This is a genomic window from Microbacterium dextranolyticum (assembly GCF_016907295.1).
GTDB classification, from domain to species: domain Bacteria; phylum Actinomycetota; class Actinomycetes; order Actinomycetales; family Microbacteriaceae; genus Microbacterium; species Microbacterium dextranolyticum.
In genome coordinates this window covers 2,001,658-2,021,870 of record NZ_JAFBBR010000001.1, presented here as the reverse complement: position 1 = coordinate 2,021,870, position 20,213 = coordinate 2,001,658, and the positions used below count along the sequence as shown (strand labels likewise).

Below are 20,213 nucleotides of genomic sequence, written 5' to 3'. Positions count from 1 at the left end.
GGACACCCCATGTGCTCAGCAGTGACCTGCACGACCTGCGGAAAGACGACCTGGGCGGGCTGCGGACAGCACGTCGACCAGGTGATGCGGAACGTTCCCGCCGCCCAGCGCTGCCCCGGACACGAGAAGGCTGCCGGCGATGGATTCTTCTCGCGACTGTTCGGCCGCTGATGGACGAGGCATCCGGCGGCGTGCCCGCCCACGACCTGCAGGCGCAGCGGAAGATCGCGAACCGGCTGCGACGCGCGCGCGGACAACTCGACGCCGTTATCGCTGCCGTCGAGGAGGGGCGCCCCTGCCGCGAGGTCGTGACGCAGCTCGCCGCCGTCTCGAGCGCGCTCGACCGCGCGGGTTTCGCGATCGTCTCGACGGCTCTGCGCGAGTGCCTCGCCGATCCCGAGGCGGCCGAAGCGGCAGACGGCGTCACGGCGGACGAGTTGGAGAAGCTCTTCCTGATGCTCGCCTGAGCACCTCCGCGGGCGCCGCGGGGCGGCGATGCGCGCCCGCGTGCGCCCGGCGTCTCGCGGAGTCGGCGGAGCCTGGCAGACTGGTACCTGCCGCTCCGCCGACTCGCGGGCCGGTGGTCCGCCGTGGTGTAACGGCAGCACGACAGCCTTTGGAGCTGTGAGGACTAGGTTCGAATCCTGGCGGCGGAGCATGACGTACAACACGCTCGACGAGTCCCTCGCCGTCATCATCCTCGCCGCAGGGCAGGGGACGCGCATGCGCTCCGCGTTGCCGAAGGTGCTGCATCGGATCGGCGGGCGCCCGCTCGTCGGCCACGTGCTCGACACGGCGCGCGACCTCGGCCCGGCCCATGTGCTCGTCGTCGTGCGTCACGAGCGCGACCAGGTCGCCGAGGCCGTGACCGGCATCGCCGCCGAGGTCACCGTCGTCGATCAGGACGAGATCCCCGGGACGGGCCGCGCCGTCGAGGTCGCGCTCGCTGCCGTGCCCGACTTCGCGGGCGACGTGCTCGTCCTCTCCGGCGACGTCCCGCTCCTCGACGCCGACACCCTCGCCGCGCTCGTGCGCGACCATCGCGCCTCTCGCGCCGCCGTGACGCTGCTGTCGGCGATCCTTCCCGATGCGACCGGGTACGGCCGGATCATCCGCGCCACCGACGGCGCGGTCGAGCGGATCGTCGAGCAGAAGGATGCCACTGCGGCGGAGGCGGCCGTCACCGAGATCAACGCCGGCGTCTATGTCTTCCGCGCGGCCTCGCTGCGGACGCAGCTCGCCCGCGTCGGCACCGACAACGCGCAGCACGAGAAGTATCTGACGGATGTCGTCGGGCTGGCGCGCGCCGACGGGCTCGCGGTCACGGCATCCGTCGTCTCGGATGTCACGCTCACCCTCGGTGTCAACGACCGCGCCCAGCTGGCCGAGGCGGGCCGGCTGCTGAACGCGCGCACGGTGCGCCGCTGGCAGCTGGAGGGCGCGACGATCCAGGATCCGGCGACCACGTGGATCGATGTGACGGCCACACTCGCCCCCGATGTCACCGTGCTGCCGAACACCCACGTGCTGCGCGCGACGACCGTCGCCGCGGGCGCGACGATCGGGCCCGACACCACCCTCGAGGACTGCGAGATCGGCGAAGGAGCGACCGTGCGGCGCTCCGATGCGACGCTGGCCGTCGTCGGCGCCGGCGCCACGGTCGGCCCGTTCGCCTATCTGCGACCCGGCACGATCCTCGCGGCGAAGGGCAAGATCGGCACGTTCGTCGAGACGAAGAACTCCACGATCGGGGAGGGGAGCAAGGTCCCGCATCTCTCCTACATCGGCGACACGACGATCGGTCGTGGCGTGAACCTCGGCGCGGGCGCGATCACGGCCAACTACGACGACATCACGAAGCACCGCACCGAGATCGGTGACGAGGTGCACTCCGGGTCGCACAACGTGTTCGTCGCGCCCGTTAGGATCGGAGACGGCGCCAAGACCGGCGCCGGCGCGGTGATCCGCAAGGACGTCCCCGCCGGTGCGCTGGCCATGAGCGTGGCCCCCCAGCGCAACCTCGAGGGATGGGTCGAACAACACCGACCGGGAACCGCCGCCGCGCACGCCGCGGCGCAGGCCCGGTCCGCACAGGAAGCGGACGATGGCGCGCAAGAAGCACACGGTTGATCTGGACGTCGAGCGCGGGATCGCTCCCGGGCTGGTCGCCAAGACCAAGAAGCGTCTGGTCGTCGCGAGCGGCAGCTCGCACCCCGCCCTGTCGGAGCAGGTGGCGGGCGCCCTCGGCACCGAATTGGTCCCGACCGAGCACCGCACGTTCGCATCCGGCGAGATCCTGACGCGTTTCGAGGTCTCGATCCGCGGCTGCGATGCGTTCATCATCCAGTCCTTCGGGCCGCCGGTCAACGAGTGGCTCATGGAGACGCTCATCATGCTGGATGCCGCCAAGCGGGCATCCGCCAAGCGCATCACGGTGGTCGCGCCGTACTACCCGTACTCGCGTCAGGACAAGAAGGGCCGTGGGCGCGAGCCGATCTCGGCGCGTCTCGTGGCCGACCTTCTGAAGACGGCGGGGGCCGACCGCGTCATGAGCGTGGATCTGCACGCGGCGCAGATCCAGGGCTTCTTCGACGGCCCCGTCGACCACCTGTTCGCCAAGCCGGTGCTGCTGGAGTACTTCGAGAACAGCCTGTCCGCTGAAGATCGCGCCAAGCTGACGGTGGTCTCTCCCGACACCGGCCGTGTGCGTGTGGCCGACCAGTGGTCGGACTCACTGGGCGCGCCGCTCGCGATCATCCACAAGCGTCGCGACCCGAACGTCGCCAACCAGGTCACGGTCAACGAGATCGTCGGTCACGTGTCGGGCCGAGTCTGCCTGCTGGTGGACGACATGATCGACACGGGCGGCACGATCGTCAAGGCCGCTCAGGCCCTCAAGGCGAACGGCGCCGAGCGCGTCATCGTCGCCGCGACCCACGCGATCTTCAGCGCGCCCGCCACCGAGCGTCTGCAGGATGCCTCGATCGACGAGGTCGTCGTGACCGACACGATCCCGCTGCCGCCCGAGAAGCGGTTCGACGCGCTGACGATCCTGCCCATCGCGCCTCTGCTGGCACGAGCGATCAAAGAGGTCTTCGAAGACGGCTCCGTCACGAGCATGTTCGACGGCGCGGCCTGAGAAAGCTCCGGCCGCGGCGACGGGGGACGGGCGTCGGCGCGGCGTAGGATCGCGCCATGTCCGCCCTCTCCGCCCCAGGCCTCGTGATCGATCGACCGTACGCCCAGGACGCAGCTGCCGTCGAACGTGCGCTGCGCACGACGCAAGGCGGTCTGTCATCGAGCGATGCCCGCGCGCGCCGTGACCAGGTCGGTGCGAACGAGTTGCCCGAGCCTGCCCGGACCCCCGCATGGCGGCGCTTCCTCGGCCACTTCAACGACACGCTGATCTACATCCTGCTGGGTGCCGCCGCGATCAAGGCCGTGATGGGCGACTGGCTGGATTTCTGGGTCATCATGACCGTCGCCGTCATCAACGCGGTCATCGGCTACGTGCAGGAAGGGCGCGCCGAGAAGGCACTGGCCGGCATCCGCGGCATGCTGTCGGCCGATGCGACGGCGCGCCGCGACGGCTCGTGGACGACGGTGGCCGCGCGCGATCTCGTGCCGGGCGACGTGGTGCGCCTCGCTCCGGGAGACAAGGTGCCGGCGGATGCCCGGCTGATCCAGGTGGCACAGCTGCGCATCGACGAGGCGGCGCTCACGGGGGAGTCGGTGCCGTCGTCCAAGCAGACGGATGCCGTGGCGTCGGATGCAGGGATCGGCGACAGATCGTCGATGGCGTACTCCGGCACGATCGTCTCGGCGGGCCAGGGGGTGGCCATCGTCACCGCCACGGGGTCGGCGACGGAGATCGGACGCATCCAACAGCTCGTCGGCGACGCGGGGAGCCTCGCGACACCGCTGACGAAGCAGCTCGACGCGTTCGGCAAGGTGCTCACGCTGGTCATCCTCGGGATGGCGGCCGTCATGATGCTGATCGGCCGCTATCTGCACCAGATGCCTTTTCCCGAGCTCATCTCGGCGACGATCGGCTTCGCCGTGGCGGCGATCCCCGAGGGACTGCCGGCGCTCGTCACGATCACGCTCGCCCTCGGTGTGCAGCAGATGGCGCGTCGCAACGCGATCACGCGCAAGCTCCCCGCCGTCGAAGCGCTCGGCTCGGTCACCACGGTCTGCTCCGACAAGACGGGAACGCTCACCCGCAACGAGATGACCGTCCGGACGATGATCACACCGGTGCGCCGGTATGAGGTGTCGGGGCTCGGCTACGACCCCGACGGGGCGATCGCGCCCGGTGGCGGGGGAGACCTCTCCGCACTGCTCGCCGTCGCGGACCTCTGCAACGACGCGCACCTCGAACGGGTCTTCGCCGGTGCGCAGCCGGAGGGCGCTCGCACCGTCGGGTGGAGCCTCATCGGCGAGCCGACCGAAGGCGCGCTCAAGGTCGTCGCCATGAAGGGCGGCGTCGAGGGCGGCGGAACGCGGCGCCTGGCCGTCGTGCCGTTCGACTCGGCGCACAAGTTCATGGCGACCCTGGACGAAGCCGGCTCGGGTTCGCGCGCGATCCTCGTGAAGGGCGCTCCCGATCGCATCCTCGAGCGTTCGCTCACACAGCGCGGCGCGCACGGCTCGGAACCGCTCGACATCCCGTTCTGGGAGGCGGCCGTCGACGCGCTCAGCGCCGAGGGCCTGCGCGTGCTCGCCGGCGCACGCAAGCCCACGCGCGCGGACGATCTATCCGCCGACGATCTCGTCGACCTGGAGTTTCTGGGTTTGTGGGGCATCCTCGACCCGCCGCGCCCCGAGGCGATCGATGCGATCGCCGACTGCCATGCCGCGGGCATACGCGTGAAGATGATCACGGGCGACCACGCCGGCACCGCTGTCGCGATCAGCCGCGAGATGGGGCTCGTGACAGGCGACGACGCGCCGGTCCTCACGGGCGCCGAGCTCGAGCGCATGAGCCAGGACGAGCTCGCGAAGGTCGTGCAGAGCGTCGACGTGTACGCGCGGACGAGTCCGGAGCACAAGATCCGCATAGTCCGCGCGCTGCAATCGCACCGCGAAGTGGTCGCGATGACCGGCGACGGCGTGAACGACGCGCCCGCGCTGACGCGTGCCGACGTCGGCATCGCGATGGGGATCAAGGGCACCGAGGCCACCAAGGAGGCCGCCGAGATCGTCCTCGCCGACGACAACTTCGCCACGATCCGCAGCGCGATCGCGGAGGGGCGGCGCATCTACGACAACCTCCGCAAGTCGGTCGTGTTCCTGCTCCCGACCAACGGTGCGCAGTCGCTCGTGATCCTCGCCGCTGTGCTGTTCGGGTTCACGCTGCCCCTGAGCCCCGTGCAGGTGCTGTGGGTGAACATGGTCACGGCGGTCACGCTGTCGCTCGCGCTCGCCTACGAACCCGCCGAGCGTGGCATCATGGCGCGTCCGCCGCGAGGGCCCGGTGGATCGCTCATCGCCGGCCGTGAGCTCGGGTTCGTCGGCGTCGTCTCCGTGCTGATCGGTGGGGCGACGCTCGGCGTCTTCGGCATCTCGCTGTCGCTCGGTACCGATATCGACGTCGCGCGCACCGAGGCGGTCGCGATGCTCGCGTTCGGGCAGCTGGCCTACCTGCTGAACTGCCGGTTCCTGGGCAGGACGAGTCTCACCCTCGACATCCTGCGCGGCAATCCGGTGACCTGGTGGTCGGCGGGTGCGCTCGTCGCGCTGCAGCTGGTCTACACGTACGCGCCGTTCATGCACGCGCTGTTCGGCTCCGAGCCGCTGACCCTCGTCGGCTGGGCGCTGCCGATCGGATTCTCGGTCGCCATCTTCCTCGCCGTCGAGATGCTGAAAGCGGTGCGCTCCCGCGCGCGGCGCTGAATCGTCGCCGGGTCCGAGGGGCACGGTTCTATGCCAATGCATAGGTATTCTCGGGCGTCGAGGACGAGCGCCGGGTTAGCGTGGACGGACGCCACCGCACCCTGCGGACGGCACGACAGAAGGAGGACCATCATGATCCGCACCACCGCCGTTGCTCGTCCGCGCATCGCGGCCCCCGTCCGCACGGGCTTCGCCGCGGCATCCGTGCTCGGCATCGTCGCCCTCGCAGGCTGCTCCGGCGCCGCGACCGCCGAGTCGCCCGCAACCGATGCCGCTGCCCCCTCCACGTCGGCCGCCCCCGCGAAGCCGACCGCCGCTGCGACCGGCGGCGCGGCCGCCGGCACGACCTACAAGGACGGCACCTACAGCGCCGACGGTTCGTACCAGACGCCCGAGTCCGTCGAGAAGGTGAACGTGAAGGTCACCCTCGCCGGAGACGTGATCACCGCCGTCGAGGTCACCGGCGACCCGCAGAAGGCCGAGTCGCGCCGGTACCAGGGCGAGTTCATCGGCGGCATCACGGACGTCGTGGTCGGCAAAGACATCGACGCGATCTCGGTCTCGCGCGTCGCCGGATCGTCGCTGACCAGCGAAGGCTTCAACCAGGCCGTCGAGAAGATCAAGGCCGAAGCGGCCGCGTGATGGATGCCACGGCTGTCGCCCTGCGCAGCACGTGGGAGTTCTCGGCGATCGGCACGCGGTGGCGCATCGACACCGCCACGCCGCTGAAGGCCGAGGTCGCACGTCGCATCGAGACGCTGATCGAGCGCTTCGACCGCGCGTGGTCGCGGTTTCGCGAGGACTCCCTCGTCACCGACCTCTCCCGCCACGGCGGCTCGCGCACAGCGCCCGCCGATACGCGGGCGATGCTCGATCTGTACGTCGACCTGGACGATGCCACCCAGGGCGCGATCAATCCGCTGATCGGCGATGTGCTGGCCCGACGCGGGTACGATGCCGCCTATTCGCTCGCCGATCGCGGCGCGCAGCCCGCGCCCGCCGGCTGGCAGGCCATCCTGTCGTGGTCGGGCGAGGAACTGACGCTCCGCGAGCCCGCCCTCCTCGATGTCGGGGCGGTCGGCAAAGGCCGACTGGTCGACCTCGTGGCGGGCGAACTGTCCGCGGCATCCGTGGAGAGGTTCGTCGTCGACGCGAGCGGTGACCTGCGGGTCGGCAGCGCGCCCTCTGACGCTCCCGAACGGGTCGCGCTCGAGCACCCCTTCCGACCCGGTCGCGCGATCGGGGTGTGGGAGGTCGGCGACGGCGCGCTGTGCGCGTCCGCGACCGGACGGCGCGCGTGGACGGGCCTGGACGGTTCGGGACTGCACCACGTGCTCGACGCCCGCACAGGCGAGCCGGTGCGCACCGTCGCGGCGACGTGGGCGGCCGCGCCCGAGGCGATGGTCGCCGACGGCATCGCCTCGGCGCTCTTCTTCGACGGTGGCACGCGTCTGGCTGCCCGCCTCGGGGTCGCGTGGGTGCGGATGCTCACCGACGGCCGCGTCGAATGGTCTCCCGGCGCGCCGGCGGAGGTGTTCGCGTGATGGCCTCGCTCACCGCCGCGTGGAACCGTGCATTCGCCGTCGTCGGGCGCGTCTCGATGTACCGTCTGGTCGTCGTCTCCCTTGCCTCCCTCGCCGCGATCGCGTTCCTGCTGTCGCTCTTCGGCCTCGTCACACCGTCGCCGATCGAACTGCTCGTCTCGTGGGCCGTCCTTGCGCTCGCCTGCGCCGGTGCGGACGCCGTGGCATCCCGCGTGCTGTCGAAGGCATGGCGCTGGGAGTCCTCGCTCATCACGGTGCTGATCCTGCTGTTCGTCCTGCGACCCACCCTCGAGCCCCTCGGGCTCGTGGGGCTCGCTCTGGCGGGAGTGGCGGCATCGGCATCCAAGTACGTCATCGCCTGGCAGGGTCGGCACATTCTCAACCCCGCGGCCTTCGGAGCAGCGTTCCTGACGGTGCTCGGCGTGTGGTTGCCCGATCTCGGTTCGGCCGCGTGGTGGGTGGGGTCGTCCGTCCTCGCCGCCCCCGTGATCGTGCTGGGCCTCGTCGTGCTGGCGCGCACCGAGAAGGTCCGGGTCGTCGCGGCATTCGTCGTCATCGCGGCCGCCGTCGCGTTCGCGCGGACCGTGCTGCAGCTGCAGCAGGCCGGGCTCGCGGTCGACCCGGGGAAGGTCCTCCTCACGGCACTCTTCTCGTCGCCGTTCCTCTTCCTGGGCGCGTTCATGCTCTCGGAGCCGCTGACCCTGCCTCCGCGGCGGTGGCAGCAGTACTGCGTCGCCGTCCTCGTCGGGGTGCTCGCCGGGTGGCCGATCGACCTGGGCGAGATCACCCTCGGCCAGGACCGGGCCCTCCTGATCGGCAACCTCCTCGCATTCGCCTTCACGGTGCGCACGGCCGTGCGCCTCCGCTTCGTCGAGCGGATCGTGCTCACCCCGACGGTGCGCGAGCTCGTGTTCCGTGCGACCGGTCGGTTCCGGTTCTCGGCCGGGCAGTACCTCGAACTCGAAGTGCCGCACGCGCGGCCCGATGCCCGGGGCACCCGGCGCGAGTTCTCGATCGTGTCGGCGCCCGAGGAGCTGCCCGAGGTGCGCATCGCGCTGCGCGAGGGATCGCCGTCGAGCTACAAGAAGGCGCTCGCCCTCGTCGAACCGGGGCAGAGCCTCCCGGTGACCGGGGTCTGGGGCGACTTCGTCCTGCCCGCGCGCGCCGCGGCGCCCGTGCTCATGGTCGCGGCGGGAATCGGCGTGACGCCGTTCGTGTCGCAGCTGCGGCATCTGCGGCTGTCCGGTGAGAGCCGCGACGTCGTGTTCGTGTACGTCGCCTCGGATGCCGAGGAGCTCGCCTTCCGGGAGGATCTGGAGGCCGCGGGCATCCCCGTCATCGTCTTCACCCGCACCGAACCGACGGCGTTGCCGCCGCACTGGCGCTGGGCTCAGGGGGTGCGGCTCGACGCCGCCGGGCTCGAACAGGTCGTTCCCGACCTCTCGGCCCGCCACGCGTACGTGTCCGGCCCGCCGCGGCTGATCGCCGATCTCGCTCCCGCGCTCGAGAAAGCGCGGTCGATCACGACCGACGCGTTCTCGGGGTACTGAGCGACACCGCTTTCGGGGAGCGTGCGCCTCGGCGTCCGCGCTCCCTGATGGGGTGTCCGTGGCATCGGGGAGCGTCCGGCGATCCCGCGGGACGTGTGGTCAGTCCGTGCTCGGGTCGGCGGGGCGGGCGGGGATGCGCACCTCGAAGACGGTCGCACCCGGGCGGCTGTCGACGCGGATCGAGCCGCGGTGCCCCGTGATGATCGCCTTGGCGATCGAGAGCCCGAGTCCGGTGCCGCCGGTCTGACGCGCCCGCGACGAGTCCGCGCGGGCGAAACGCTCGAACAGTTCGTCGGCGACGGCCGGATCGATGCCCGGCCCGTCATCGGCGATGCGCACGACCGCCTCGCCGTCCTCGACCCCGACGGATGCCGTCACCTGCACGCCGGCGGGTGTGTGCACGCGAGCGTTGGTCAGCAGATTGGCGATCACCTGGTGCAGGCGCACCGCGTCGCCCGCGACGACCACCGGGTCGGAGGGAACGTCGATGACCCACTCGTGGTCCGCGCCGGCGACCTGCGCGTCGGCGACCGCGTCGACGACGACCCGGGTGAGGTCGACCGCACCGTAGACGAGCTCCTTGCCCTCGTCCAGGCGGGCGAGCAGCAGCAGATCTTCGACCAGGGTCGTCATCCGCAGCGACGCCGCCTGGATGCGCTCGAGGGCTTGCTGAGACTGCTCGACGCTGGCGCTCGTGCGTGCGACGGCGCCGGGTCCCGCGGCATCCTGCGTCTGACGCAGCGAGCGCAGCGAGAGCTCGGAGTACCCGCGGATCGCGGCGAGCGGCGTGCGCAGCTCGTGGCTCGCGTCGGCGACGAAGGCGCGCATGCGCTCCTCGTTGTGCTGACGAGCGGCGAGGGACTGGTCGACGTGATCGAGGAGCGTGTTCAGCGCGGCGCCGACGGCACCGATCTCGTCCGAGCTGTCGGCCTCGGCAGCGGGCACCCGTTCGGTGATCGTGACGTCGCCGGATGCCAGCGGCTGGGCGGCGACGCGCGTCGCCGTCTCGGCGACCGAGCGCAGCGGGCGCAGCGAGCGGCGGATGACGTAGGCGATGATCGCGGCGAGAAGGATCAGGCCGCCGGAGGTGAGGAGGGCCACCGTCGTGAGGATCTTCGCGATCTGCTCGAGCTGCTCCGCGGCCGGCAGACCGAGGATCACGAACCCGCTGTTGCCGAGCGTCTTCGCCATGACGCGGTACTCGCCGAGGTCGAGAACCGGCAGAGTGGCATATCCGGTCTGCTGAACGGCCGAGACGATCTGCCCGATCTCTTCGCTCGTGAGCGAGACGACGTCGCCGTCGCCTGCGATGTACGCGCCGCTGAGGCCTTCGTAGGTCTGCACGATCAGCACGGTGCCCTGCGGCTGCTGCGGAGGGTTCTGCAGGACGTCGGTGGCCGTCATGCCCGTCACGAGCCGCACGCTGGAGGCGGCGGCGTTGATCTTCGAGTCGAGGCCTTCCGAGATGATCGTCCGCAGCGCCGCCCCCGTCGCGAAGCCGATCGCGGTCAGGATGAGCGCGACGAACGAGACGACCGTGACGATGAGCCTGGTCTGCAGGCTCCAGCGGCGGCGCGCGGGTCTGGCGGCGCGCGCGGCGGTGCTCACTGCGGGGCTTTGATCATGTAGCCAACGCCACGCACCGTATGGATGAGGGGTTCGCGGCCGGCGTCGATCTTCTTGCGCAGGTAGGAGATGTAGAGCTCGACGACCGAAGACCGCCCGCCGAAGTCGTAGTTCCAGACTCGGTCGAGGATCTGGGCCTTCGACACCACTCGGCGCTGATTGCGCATGAGGAAGCGCAGGAGCTCGAACTCGGTCGCGGTCAACTCGATGTCGGCGCCGGCGCGCTCCACCTCGTGCGAATCCTCGTTGAGGGTGAGCTCGCCCACCCGGAGAATAGGGTCGGCCCCGCCTGCCATCGCGGTTCCGGCCCGACGCATCAGACCGCGCAGACGTGCGACGACCTCCTCGAGGCTGAACGGCTTGGTCACGTAGTCGTCGCCGCCGGCCGTGAGTCCTGCGACACGGTCCGACACCGAGTCCTTCGCGGTGAGGAACAGCACCGGCACGTCGTTGCCCGCATGGCGCAGCCGCTGCAGCACCGCCATGCCGTCCAGGTCGGGCATCATGACATCGAGCACCAGCGCATCCGGATCGAACTCGCGGGCGATGTTCAACGCCTCGAACCCGGATCCGGCCGTGCGTACCTCCCACCCCTCCATGCGCAGCGCCATCGAGAGCAGGTCGGTGAGCATCTGCTCATCGTCGACGACGAGAAGGCGCAGCGGAGAGCCGTCGGGACGGCGGAGTGCGGGGCTGGCGACGGGAGTGGTCATGAGTCCATTGTCTTGCGCCGCCTGTGTGGGACCTATGGTGAAGGTTGTGCGGACGCTATGAATTCGCCCATCCTCGGCCACGAGTCGTCACGAGGGGGCGGGATCTGCGTCGTCGAGGATGCCGCGGCGGCGCTCCGGCGGGACCGCGGGCATCTATGGTGACTGCATGGGCCAGCCGCACCTCGTCGTCTATTCGGGTCACACACCGGTCACCACGGACTCGGATCCCGCCGCCGCTCTGGCGCAGGCACGCAGCATCGGCGGCATGCTCTGGCTCTCGATCAGTCAGCCGACGCCGGAGCAGATCCGGGAGCTGGCGGCGACGTTCGCTCTCGAGCCGCTCGGGGTCGCGTCGATCCTGCGCGGTCAGCAGCGCTCCAAGCTCACTCGGGTCGGTGAGCACCTCTTCGTCGTCGCGCAGCCCGCGCAGTACGACGACGCCGCCGAGACGGTCGAGTGTCACGCGGTCGACGTGATCGTCGGCGACGACTTCTTCATCGCCCTCGCCGCCGATCCCGTCGTCGACCTCGAGAGGATGCGCGCGCTGCTCGAGGAGCATTCCCCGATCCTCGATCGCGGCCCGTACGGCGTGCTCTGGGGGATGTTCGAGTACGTGACGCGCGGGTACCGTGATGTCCTCGACGGCGTCGAGCACGACATCGACGAGATCGAGGAGCAGCTGTTCGGCGACGACGAGGGGGTGTCGCGCCGCATTTTCGCGCTGCAGCGCGAAGTGATCGACCTCTGGCACGCGACCGCCCCACTCGATGACATCCTGCAACGCCTGGAACGCGTCTCGGAGCGCCGTGCGCACACCGCCGACGCGCCCGGGTTCCGCGAGCTGGCGGAGCGAGCGCGCTTCGTGAATGCGCGAGTGTCGGGATTTCGCGGCACGCTCGACAACGCCCTCACGATCCATGCGACGCTCGTCGACCAGCGTCGCAACGAGGCGATGCAACGGATGACCGAGACGAGCATCGAGCAGAACGATCAAGTGAAGAAGATCTCGTCGTGGGCGGCCATCGGCTTCGCGCCGACGCTCGTCGCCGGGATCTACGGGATGAACTTCCAGCACATGCCCGAACTGTCCTGGATGTGGGGGTACCCGTTCGCGATCGCCCTCATGGCCGCGGTGAGCGTCGGGTTGTACATCGTCTTCAAGAAGCGCGATTGGCTGTGATCGTCGCGAAGGACGGCTCTCGCGCCTCGTGACGTGGAAGAGGTCGGATACCGGGGCACGTCCCCCGGCATCCGACCTCTTCGCGGTCACCGCGTGCGGTGTCAGTGGGTGTCTTCGGCCTCGACCTCGGTGCGGTCCGCCGACCACAGCGTGTGGAACGTGCCCGGCTTGTCGATGCGCTTGTAGGTGTGCGCGCCGAAGAAGTCGCGCTGCCCCTGGATGAGGGCGGCGGGGAGGCGACGCGCGCGCAGGCCGTCGTAGTAGGCCAGCGACGACGAGAAGGCCGGCGACGGGATGCCGGCGGCCGCCGCCGTCGCGACGATGTCGCGCCACGCGTCCTGCGCCCGCCCGAGGGCCTCAACGAAGTACGGGGCCGTGAGGAGGACCGGCAGCTCCGGCTCGGCGGCGTACGCGTCGGCGATGCGGTTCAGGAACTGCGCGCGGATGATGCAGCCGCCGCGCCAGATGCGGCTGATAGCGCCGAGGTCGATGGTCCAGCCGTACTGCGCGGCACCGGCACGGATCTCGTCGAAGCCCTGCGAGTAGGCGACGATCTTCGACGCGTAGAGCGCGAGACGCACCTGCTCGATGAACGCGTCGGCGTCCGCGACGGTGAAGGCGTCCTCGGCGGGCCCGGGGAGGCCGCCCGACACGTCGCGCTGCTCGCGGTGGCTCGAGAGCGAACGCGCGAAGGTCGCCTCGGCGATGCCCGACACCGGAACGCCCAGGTCGAGGGCGGTCTGCACGGTCCAGGCGCCCGTGCCCTTGGCGCCCGCCTCATCGACGACGACGTCGACGAGCGGCTGGCCGGTCGCGGCATCGGTCTGACGCAGGACCTCTGCGGTGATCTCGATCAGGTAGGACTCGAGCTCGCCACGGTTCCACTCGGCGAACACGTCGGCGATCTCGGCGGGAGACTTGCCCGTGCCGCGCCGGATGAGGTCGTACGCCTCGGCGATGAGCTGCATGTCGGCGTACTCGATGCCGTTGTGCACCATCTTGACGAAGTGGCCGGCGCCGTCGTGGCCGACGTGTGTCACGCACGGCTCGCCCTCGGCGACGGCGGCGATCGAACGCAGGATCGGGCCGAGAGTCACCCACGCTTCGTCCGGGCCGCCGGGCATGAGCGAGGGGCCGAGGAGGGCGCCCTCTTCGCCGCCGGACACGCCCATGCCGACGAAGTTGAAGCCGCGCTCCCGCACGGCCTTCTCGCGGCGGATGGTGTCGGTGAACAGCGAGTTGCCGCCGTCGATGATGATGTCGCCGGGCTCGAACACGTCCATGAGCGAGTCGATGACGGCGTCGGTGGGGCCGCCGGCCTTCACCATGATGATCGCGGTGCGCGGCTTCTGCAGCGACGCGGCGAATTCCTCATACGAGAACGCCGGCACGAACTCCGCCTCGGGGTGTTCGGCGACGAGCTCGTCGGTCTTGGATCGCGACCGGTTGTACACCGCGACCGTGTTGCCTTCGCGGCTGGCGAGGTTGCGGGCGAGGTTGGAGCCCATGACCGCCAGGCCGACGACGCCGATGTTGGCGGCCGGGGAGGTCGTGGGTTCTGCAGGGGTCTGTTCGGGCACGTCGAACTCCTCAGGTGTCGAGCGGGGATTCTTGGATCAGCGTAGTCCGCCGTCGCGGAGTGCGCGGCGGCACCGGGCGCGCTGCCGCCCGGACGTGTTGAGAGACTGGACATCCGCGACGGAGGGAATGAGATGTCCGAGACCGCACCGATCCGACTGCGCGCGGCGGTCGCCGTGCCACTGCGCGAAGACCTGTGCCGCCTGATCGAGCAGCTCGAGCCGCGCGTGCGACTCGAGCGCGACCACGCGCTGACACCCCCGATGCGCGGACCGGCCGACTGGTCGGGCGACCCGGCCTTCCATCGCACCGCGGCGCAGCAGCGGGCCTACGAGCGGATGCTCGACGGCGCCGAGGCGCTGTTCGGCATTCCCGATGTCGATCCCTCGGCGCTCGCGCGCACGGTCGCGGCGAACCCGCACCTGCGCTGGGTGATGACGACGGCGGCGGGAGGGGGAGCGCAGGTGAAGGCCGCGGGCCTCGACGACGCCGCACTCGGTCGGATCGTCTTCTCCACCTCTGCTGGAGTCCACGGCGGCCCGCTGGCGGAGTTCGCCGTGTTCGGCGTGCTCGCCGGCGCGAAAGACCTGCCGCGCCTGCGCGTGGATCAGGATGCCGCGCTCTGGCCGGAGCGCTGGGAGATGCGCCAGCTCGATGAGATGACGGTGCTGGTCGTGGGCCTCGGCGGGATCGGATCGGCGTGCGCCCGCCGATTCCACGCACTCGGGGCGACCGTCTGGGGCACGACGCGCAGCGGCGCCACCGTCGAGGGCGTGGACCGGCTCGTCCCGCTCGACCGCTTGCGCGAGGCGGCGGCCGAGGTCGATGCCGTCGTGGTCACCCTTCCCGGCACGGATCAGACCCATCACCTGATCGATGCGGCGGTCTTCGGAGCGCTCCGACCCGGAGCGATCGTCGTGAACGTCGGCCGCGGAATCGTCATCGACGAAGGCGCGCTTCGGAACGCCCTCGACGACGGCATCGTGGCTTTCGCCGCGCTGGACGTCTTCGAGACTGAGCCGCTCCCCGTCGACTCGCCGCTGTGGGCACACCCTCGCGTGCTCGTCTCGCCCCACACCGCGGCACTGAGCAGCCGCGAGGAGGAGCGCATCGCCCGTCGGTTCGCCGCCGATGCGACGCGCGTGATCGACGGCGAGGCGCCCCTCGCCGTCGTCGACACGGTCGAGTTCTTCTGACGGCGGCGACGCGGCCACGGTGGGCCCTCAGTCGCCCATGATCGCGCGCAGCTGCGCGGCGACCTCGGCGACCTGCTCGTCGGGGGAGAGCGCGAGATCGATCCGGATCGCCTGCTCGTCGGGGCCGGGCTCCTCCAGCGTCGCGAACTGCGAATCGAGGAGCGCCGGCGGCATGAAGTGCCCCTGCCGACGCAGAATTCGCTGCAGGACGAGATCGCGGTCGCCGGTGAAGTTGACGAAGACGACGTTGTCGCGGCGGAGCACGTCCCGGTAGCGGCGCTTCAGCGCGGAACACGTGACGATCGCTGACTCGCCGGCCGCGCGGCGCTCGTCGATCCAGGCTGCGACGGTCTCGAGCCACGGCTGGCGGTCTTCGTCGGTGAGGGCGTGCCCTGCGGCCATCTTGGCGACGTTCGCCGCCGGATGCAGGTCGTCGCCCTCTTGGAAGGGCCAGCCGAGGCGCCCCGCGAGCATGCCGGCGACGGTCGACTTGCCCGTGCCGGAGACGCCCATGAAGACGAGGATGGGTGAGGCGATGTGCATCGAAGGCTCCTTAGACGAAGATGCTCAGCAGGAGGACCCCGGCGAGGCCGGTGACGGAGATGAGGCACTCGAGCACGCTCCACGTCTTGAGCGTCTGCGGAATGCTGAGGCGGAAGTACTCCTTGATCAGCCAGAAGCCGGCGTCGTTGACGTGCGACAGGAACACCGATCCGGAGCCGATCGCGAGCACGAGCAGCGCGACCATCGGAGAGTCGAGCGTCTCGGTGAGTGGCTGCAGGATGCCGGCTGCGGTGATCGTGGCGACGGTCGCAGAACCGGTGGCGACGCGGATGACTACGGCGACGAGCCAGGCGAGGATCAGCACGGACACCGACGACCCTGCGACCAGATCGGCGATGACCTTGCCGATGCCCGTGTCGACCAGCACCTGCTTGAACCCGCCGCCCGCTCCGACGATGAGCAGGATGCCGGCGATCGGGCCGAGGGATTCGCCGACGATGCCGGTGATGCGGGTGCGGTCGAAGCCGGCGCCCCGACCGAGGACGAAGAACCCGACGATGACGGTGATCAGCAGCGCGATCACGGGCATCCCCAGGAAGTCGACGACGGTCTTCCACAGGGCGTCCGAGCCGGGTGCTGCGATGTCGGCGATCGCCTTGGCGAGCATGAGGACGACCGGCAGCAGGATGCTGGCGAGGGTGGCTCCGAACGAGGGGCGTCGCATCTCGCCGTCCGTCTCGTCGGCGATGAACAGGTCGGGTACGGGGACGTCGACCCAGCGTGCGGCGAGGCGTCCGAACAGCGGCCCCGACACGATGATCGCCGGGATCGCGACGATGACGCCGAAGGCCAGCGTGAGCCCCAGGTTGGCGCCGAGGGTGGAGATCGCGGCGAGCGGGCCGGGGTGCGGCGGGACGAGCGCGTGCATCGCCGACAGGCCGGCGAGGGTCGGGATGGCGATCTTCATCAGCGGCTGGCCGGACCGGCGGGCGACCAGGATGATGACCGGGACGAGCAGCACGAGGCCCACCTCGAAGAACATCGGCAGGCCGATGATGGCGCCGATGAGCCCCATCATCCAGGGGAGCGAGCGCGCTCCCGCGCGGGCGACGAGGGTGTCGACGATGCGGTCGGCGCCACCGGAGTCGGCGAGGAGCTTGCCGTAGATCGCGCCCAAGGCGACGAGGATGCCGACTCCGGCCATCGTGCTGCCGAATCCGCCGGTGAAGCTCGTGACGGACGGGGCGATGCCCATGCCGGCGATCGCCCCGGTGAGCAGTGCACCGATCGTGAGGGCGAGGAACGGATGCAGCTTCGCCCAGGTGATGAGCACGACGATGATCGCGATGCCGATCAGCGCCGCGGCGATCAGTTGCCCGGCGGGGGCGGTGGGGGCATCCGATGCGGCCGCTGCGAGCGCGAGCGGCAGGGTGGGCGAAAGGGCCATGAACTTCCTCGATCCGGCGATAGTGGACGACAGCGTCGCTATTTGTCGTACATAAAACCACATACGCCACTTTTTTGCACGACCAATATCGTCCCGTGGCGGATCGTGCTCGCGGTGGCTTCACAGCGGATAATCGACACATGAGCGACGCGAGCCACGGAAGCCCCGTGCACGACGCCCTGGTGGACCGCCTCGGCGCCGCCATCGTGCACGGCGAGTACCCGGCGGGAACGCGGCTGGTGACGGGCGAGCTCGCCGACGAATCCGGATCGTCCCGGTCCGCCGCCCGTGAGGCGGTGCGGGTGCTCGAGTCGCTCGGCATGGTCGAGGTGCGCCGCAAAGCGGGCATCGCCGTCCTGCCGGTGGACCGATGGAACGTCTATGCGCCGGAGATCATCGCGTGGCGGCTCGACGGACCCGGGCGCGACCGTCAGCTCTCGGAGCTCAGTCAGCTGCGTGGAGCGGTCGAACCGCTCGCGGCGCGCTTGGCCGCGAGCGAGGCCACCGAGCAGCAACGCCACGACCTCATGGCAGCCGTGGTCGAGATGGCGAGAGCCGAGCACGCCGCGCACGAGGACGACTACCTGCGGGCGGACATCCTGTTCCATCGGAGCCTGCTCGTCGGCTCGGGCAACTCGATGCTCGCCGCGCTGGCGGACGTCGTCGAAGCCGTGCTGGTCGGACGGACGGCGCACGCGCTCATGCCCCACGACGCCAATCCGGACGCCGTCCGGTGGCACCACGACGTGGCCTTCGCGGTCGTCAGCGGCCGGGGCGACGAGGCGGCCGCGGCGATGACGCGCATCGTCGCCGAGGCCGACCAGGCGATGCAGGCCGTCGCGGCGGAGAGCGCCCGATGAGCGCCCGCATCGTCGTGTTCGGCGCGATGGGGCACGCACTGGTCGGGGCCGCGCTGGCGGCGCGTGCGAGGGCCGTCTTCACGGACGGCGATGCCATCCGGCCCGCCGTCGTTCCCGGAATCTCGATGCGCGAGATGCGCCTGCGCGGCGTGATCTCCGCACTCGGCGCGCCGGACGCGGTGGTGGGCATCGAGCGCGTCTCACGACCGGAGCGCGACTGGCTCCGCTCCGCGGTGCCGTCGATCGTCTTCGTGCAACTCGTCCCGATGCCGGGAGAACAGCCAGCTCCGCGTCGTCGCCGCCGGTGTCAGCGGATCGAGCCGGACGAGTCGCCGATCGACGCCCTGCTGTCGGACGAACGCGGAGTGCGGATCGCCGACGATGCGGGTCTGGATCAGGTCGTCGCGCGGATCGTGGCCGCCCTGGAGTCTCAGTCCTTGCGGTAGTTCGAGCGTCCCAGCGCGAACATTGCGCCGATCGCACCCACGGTCGCTCCCAACGACATCAGACCGACGAGCCACATCAGCGCGTGCGACATCCAGCCGTAGTCCATGGGTCCTCCTCGGTTCGGAACGGGTCGTCACCATCGTAGCGGGGCCGCTGATAGACTCGTGGCGTACTTCGGCGAGGGATGCCGGGCGCCGGGAGCTCTCGGCGACGGACATCCGTGATCGACGCGGTGATGAAGCACCTGTTCTCCGGATGTCCGGGGCGGGATCTCCTCACGTGCGAGCGTTCGAGTCGAGACCCAGACCACGATCGGATCCGCACCGCGCGGATCCCACCCAAGGAGAACACCATGTCTGCAGAGAACGACGCCAAGGTCGTCGCCGAGACCCGCGAGAACTTCGGCAAGGGCTACGCCCGCCGCCTGCGTGCCGCCGGCCGCATCCCCGCCGTCATCTACGGTCACGGCACCGACCCCGTCCACGTCTCGCTGCCGGGCCACCAGGTCGCGCTGCTGATCCGTCGTGCGAACGCGGTGCTCGAGCTCGACATCGCCGGTGCGGAGCAGCTCGCGCTCGTCAAGGACGTGCAGAAGGACCCGGTGACCCAGATCATCGAGCACATCGACCTGCTCGTCGTGAAAAAGGGCGAGAAGATCCAGGTCGACGTTCCGGTCGTCATCGTGGGCGAGCCCTTCTCGGGCACGATCGCGAACCTCGACAACGCGACCGTGTCGCTCGAGGTCGAGGCCACGCACATCCCCGAGAACGTCGAGGTCGACGTCGAGGGTCTCGAGGACGGCACCCACATCACGGCCGCCGACCTGACGCTCCCGAAGGGCGCGTCGCTCGTGACCGAGCCCGAGACGCTCGTCGTGGCGATCTCGGTTCCCGCCGCGACGCTGGCCGAGGCCGATGAGATCGCGGCGGCCGACGAGGCCGTCGCCGAGGAGCAGTCCGAAGAGGCCGCCGAGTAATCACGGCACGAGGCATCCCCTCGCATCGCGCGAAGCCCGCCGCCACCGATACTGGTGGGGCGGGCTTCGCCGCGAACGGGGATCGCAGAGAGGGAGAGCATGGCTGAGACCTGGCTCGTCGTCGGGCTCGGGAACCCCGGGCCGCGATACGAGAGCACGCGTCACAACGTCGGTCAGATGGTGATCGCGGAACTCGCAGCTCGACGCTCCGAGACGCTGCGCGCCCACAAGGCGAACGCGCGTGTCGCAGAGACCTGGCTGCGCCCCGGCGCCGCGAAGATCGTGCTGGCGGCCCCGAACTCGTTCATGAACACCTCCGGCGGTCCGGTCTCGCAGCTGGCCCGGTTCTACGACATCCCCGCGGAGCGGGTCGTGCTCGTGCACGACGAGCTCGACATCCCCTTCGACACGATCAAGCTCAAGACCGGCGGTGGGCACGGCGGACACAACGGCATCCGCGATGTCGCGAAGGCGCTCGGCACGGCCGAGTTCCCCCGCGTCCGCGTCGGGATCGGGCGTCCGCCGGGGCGTCAGGATCCGGCCGACTGGGTGCTCGACCCGTTCTCGTCCGCGGAACGCACGCAGCTTCCGCTGGTGATCGGCGATGCGGCGGATGCCGTGGAGCAGCTCATCGGCGAGGGCCTGCTCGCTGCGCAGCAGAAACACCACGCGCCGCGCGCGTGAGATCGCCCGCGGC

General features: G+C 70.2%; 20 protein-coding genes and 1 tRNA gene. 15 read left to right on the top strand and 6 right to left on the bottom strand.

What is annotated here, in order from left to right:
* Positions 1–9 precede the first annotated feature (9 nt).
* The 9 genes from JOE64_RS09365 (at position 10) to JOE64_RS09325 (ending at position 8,989) form a co-directional block, all read left to right on the top strand.
* Positions 10–171, top strand: a complete 162-nt coding sequence (locus JOE64_RS09365) for a DUF8730 family Cys-rich protein (protein ID WP_204964001.1) — start codon at positions 10–12, stop codon at positions 169–171.
* The gene (locus JOE64_RS09360) at positions 171–467 is read left to right on the top strand and encodes a metal-sensitive transcriptional regulator (protein ID WP_204964000.1); all 297 of its coding nucleotides are present in this window, start codon (positions 171–173) and stop codon (positions 465–467) included. The genes JOE64_RS09365 and JOE64_RS09360 overlap by 1 nt, the downstream gene beginning before the upstream one ends.
* 117 nt (positions 468–584) lie before the next feature.
* Positions 585–656: transfer RNA gene (locus JOE64_RS09355), tRNA-Gln, on the top strand.
* A 1-nt stretch (position 657) separates the two neighbouring features.
* Positions 658–2,130, top strand: a complete 1,473-nt coding sequence (glmU, locus tag JOE64_RS09350) for a bifunctional UDP-N-acetylglucosamine diphosphorylase/glucosamine-1-phosphate N-acetyltransferase GlmU (RefSeq protein WP_204963999.1) — start codon at positions 658–660, stop codon at positions 2,128–2,130.
* Positions 2,105–3,139 carry a ribose-phosphate diphosphokinase gene (locus tag JOE64_RS09345; protein ID WP_204963998.1) on the top strand — a complete coding sequence of 345 codons (1,035 nt, stop codon included), beginning with the start codon at positions 2,105–2,107 and terminating at the stop codon, positions 3,137–3,139. The genes glmU and JOE64_RS09345 overlap by 26 nt, the downstream gene beginning before the upstream one ends.
* 56 nt (positions 3,140–3,195) lie before the next feature.
* A complete protein-coding gene (locus JOE64_RS09340; protein ID WP_204963997.1) occupies positions 3,196–5,895 on the top strand; it encodes a cation-translocating P-type ATPase in 2,700 nt (899 codons plus the stop codon).
* Between the two features lie 132 nt (positions 5,896–6,027).
* On the top strand, positions 6,028–6,537 hold the full coding sequence (locus JOE64_RS09335; RefSeq protein WP_204963996.1) for an FMN-binding protein: 510 nt from the start codon (positions 6,028–6,030) through the stop codon (positions 6,535–6,537).
* Entirely contained in the window at positions 6,537–7,439 is a 903-nt protein-coding gene (locus JOE64_RS09330; RefSeq protein WP_204963995.1) for an FAD:protein FMN transferase, read from the top strand. Before JOE64_RS09335 ends, JOE64_RS09330 begins: the two co-directional genes overlap by 1 nt.
* Positions 7,439–8,989, top strand: coding sequence for an FAD-dependent oxidoreductase (locus JOE64_RS09325; RefSeq protein ID WP_204963994.1), 1,551 nt, complete (start codon positions 7,439–7,441; stop codon positions 8,987–8,989). Before JOE64_RS09330 ends, JOE64_RS09325 begins: the two co-directional genes overlap by 1 nt.
* 99 nt (positions 8,990–9,088) lie before the next feature.
* Here JOE64_RS09325 and JOE64_RS09320 read toward each other — a convergent pair whose 3' ends face one another.
* Entirely contained in the window at positions 9,089–10,597 is a 1,509-nt protein-coding gene (locus tag JOE64_RS09320; protein ID WP_204963993.1) for a sensor histidine kinase, read from the bottom strand.
* Entirely contained in the window at positions 10,594–11,328 is a 735-nt protein-coding gene (locus tag JOE64_RS09315; RefSeq protein ID WP_204963992.1) for a response regulator transcription factor, read from the bottom strand. The genes JOE64_RS09320 and JOE64_RS09315 overlap by 4 nt, the downstream gene beginning before the upstream one ends.
* A 166-nt stretch (positions 11,329–11,494) precedes the next feature.
* Between JOE64_RS09315 and JOE64_RS09310 the strand changes: the two genes are divergently transcribed.
* Positions 11,495–12,508 carry a magnesium and cobalt transport protein CorA gene (locus JOE64_RS09310; protein WP_204963991.1) on the top strand — a complete coding sequence of 338 codons (1,014 nt, stop codon included), beginning with the start codon at positions 11,495–11,497 and terminating at the stop codon, positions 12,506–12,508.
* Positions 12,509–12,609: 101 nt separating this feature from the next.
* Here the strand turns inward: JOE64_RS09310 and gnd are convergent, their stop codons facing one another.
* Positions 12,610–14,088: an NADP-dependent phosphogluconate dehydrogenase gene (gene gnd / locus JOE64_RS09305; RefSeq protein ID WP_204963990.1), complete on the bottom strand. Its 1,479-nt coding sequence runs from the start codon at positions 14,086–14,088 to the stop codon at positions 12,610–12,612.
* A 132-nt stretch (positions 14,089–14,220) separates the two neighbouring features.
* On the opposite strand from gnd, the gene JOE64_RS09300 reads away from it, so the two are divergent.
* On the top strand, positions 14,221–15,282 hold the full coding sequence (locus JOE64_RS09300; protein WP_204963989.1) for a D-2-hydroxyacid dehydrogenase: 1,062 nt from the start codon (positions 14,221–14,223) through the stop codon (positions 15,280–15,282).
* A gap of 27 nt (positions 15,283–15,309) precedes the next feature.
* On the opposite strand, the gene JOE64_RS09295 is transcribed toward JOE64_RS09300, so the two are convergent.
* Positions 15,310–15,825, bottom strand: coding sequence for a gluconokinase (locus tag JOE64_RS09295; protein ID WP_204963988.1), 516 nt, complete (start codon positions 15,823–15,825; stop codon positions 15,310–15,312).
* Positions 15,826–15,835: 10 nt separating this feature from the next.
* On the bottom strand, positions 15,836–17,233 hold the full coding sequence (locus JOE64_RS09290; RefSeq protein ID WP_204963987.1) for a GntP family permease: 1,398 nt from the start codon (positions 17,231–17,233) through the stop codon (positions 15,836–15,838).
* A 140-nt stretch (positions 17,234–17,373) separates the two neighbouring features.
* Here JOE64_RS09290 and JOE64_RS09285 point away from each other — a divergent pair, with 140 nt between their 5' ends.
* Both JOE64_RS09285 and JOE64_RS09280 read left to right on the top strand, forming a co-directional pair.
* On the top strand, positions 17,374–18,093 hold the full coding sequence (locus JOE64_RS09285; protein WP_204963986.1) for a FadR/GntR family transcriptional regulator: 720 nt from the start codon (positions 17,374–17,376) through the stop codon (positions 18,091–18,093).
* Complete coding sequence (locus JOE64_RS09280; protein WP_204963985.1) at positions 18,090–18,539, top strand: hypothetical protein; 450 nt, start codon at positions 18,090–18,092, stop codon at positions 18,537–18,539. The genes JOE64_RS09285 and JOE64_RS09280 overlap by 4 nt, the downstream gene beginning before the upstream one ends.
* On the opposite strand, the gene JOE64_RS14690 is transcribed toward JOE64_RS09280, so the two are convergent.
* Complete coding sequence (locus JOE64_RS14690) at positions 18,524–18,646, bottom strand: hypothetical protein (RefSeq protein ID WP_271202520.1); 123 nt, start codon at positions 18,644–18,646, stop codon at positions 18,524–18,526. The genes JOE64_RS09280 and JOE64_RS14690 overlap by 16 nt on opposite strands.
* Positions 18,647–18,892: 246 nt before the next feature.
* Here JOE64_RS14690 and JOE64_RS09275 point away from each other — a divergent pair, with 246 nt between their 5' ends.
* Both JOE64_RS09275 and pth read left to right on the top strand, forming a co-directional pair.
* Positions 18,893–19,516 carry a 50S ribosomal protein L25/general stress protein Ctc gene (locus JOE64_RS09275; protein ID WP_204963984.1) on the top strand — a complete coding sequence of 208 codons (624 nt, stop codon included), beginning with the start codon at positions 18,893–18,895 and terminating at the stop codon, positions 19,514–19,516.
* Positions 19,517–19,615: 99 nt separating this feature from the next.
* Positions 19,616–20,200, top strand: coding sequence for an aminoacyl-tRNA hydrolase (pth, locus tag JOE64_RS09270; protein ID WP_204963983.1), 585 nt, complete (start codon positions 19,616–19,618; stop codon positions 20,198–20,200).
* The last annotated feature ends 13 nt before the right edge of the window (positions 20,201–20,213 follow it).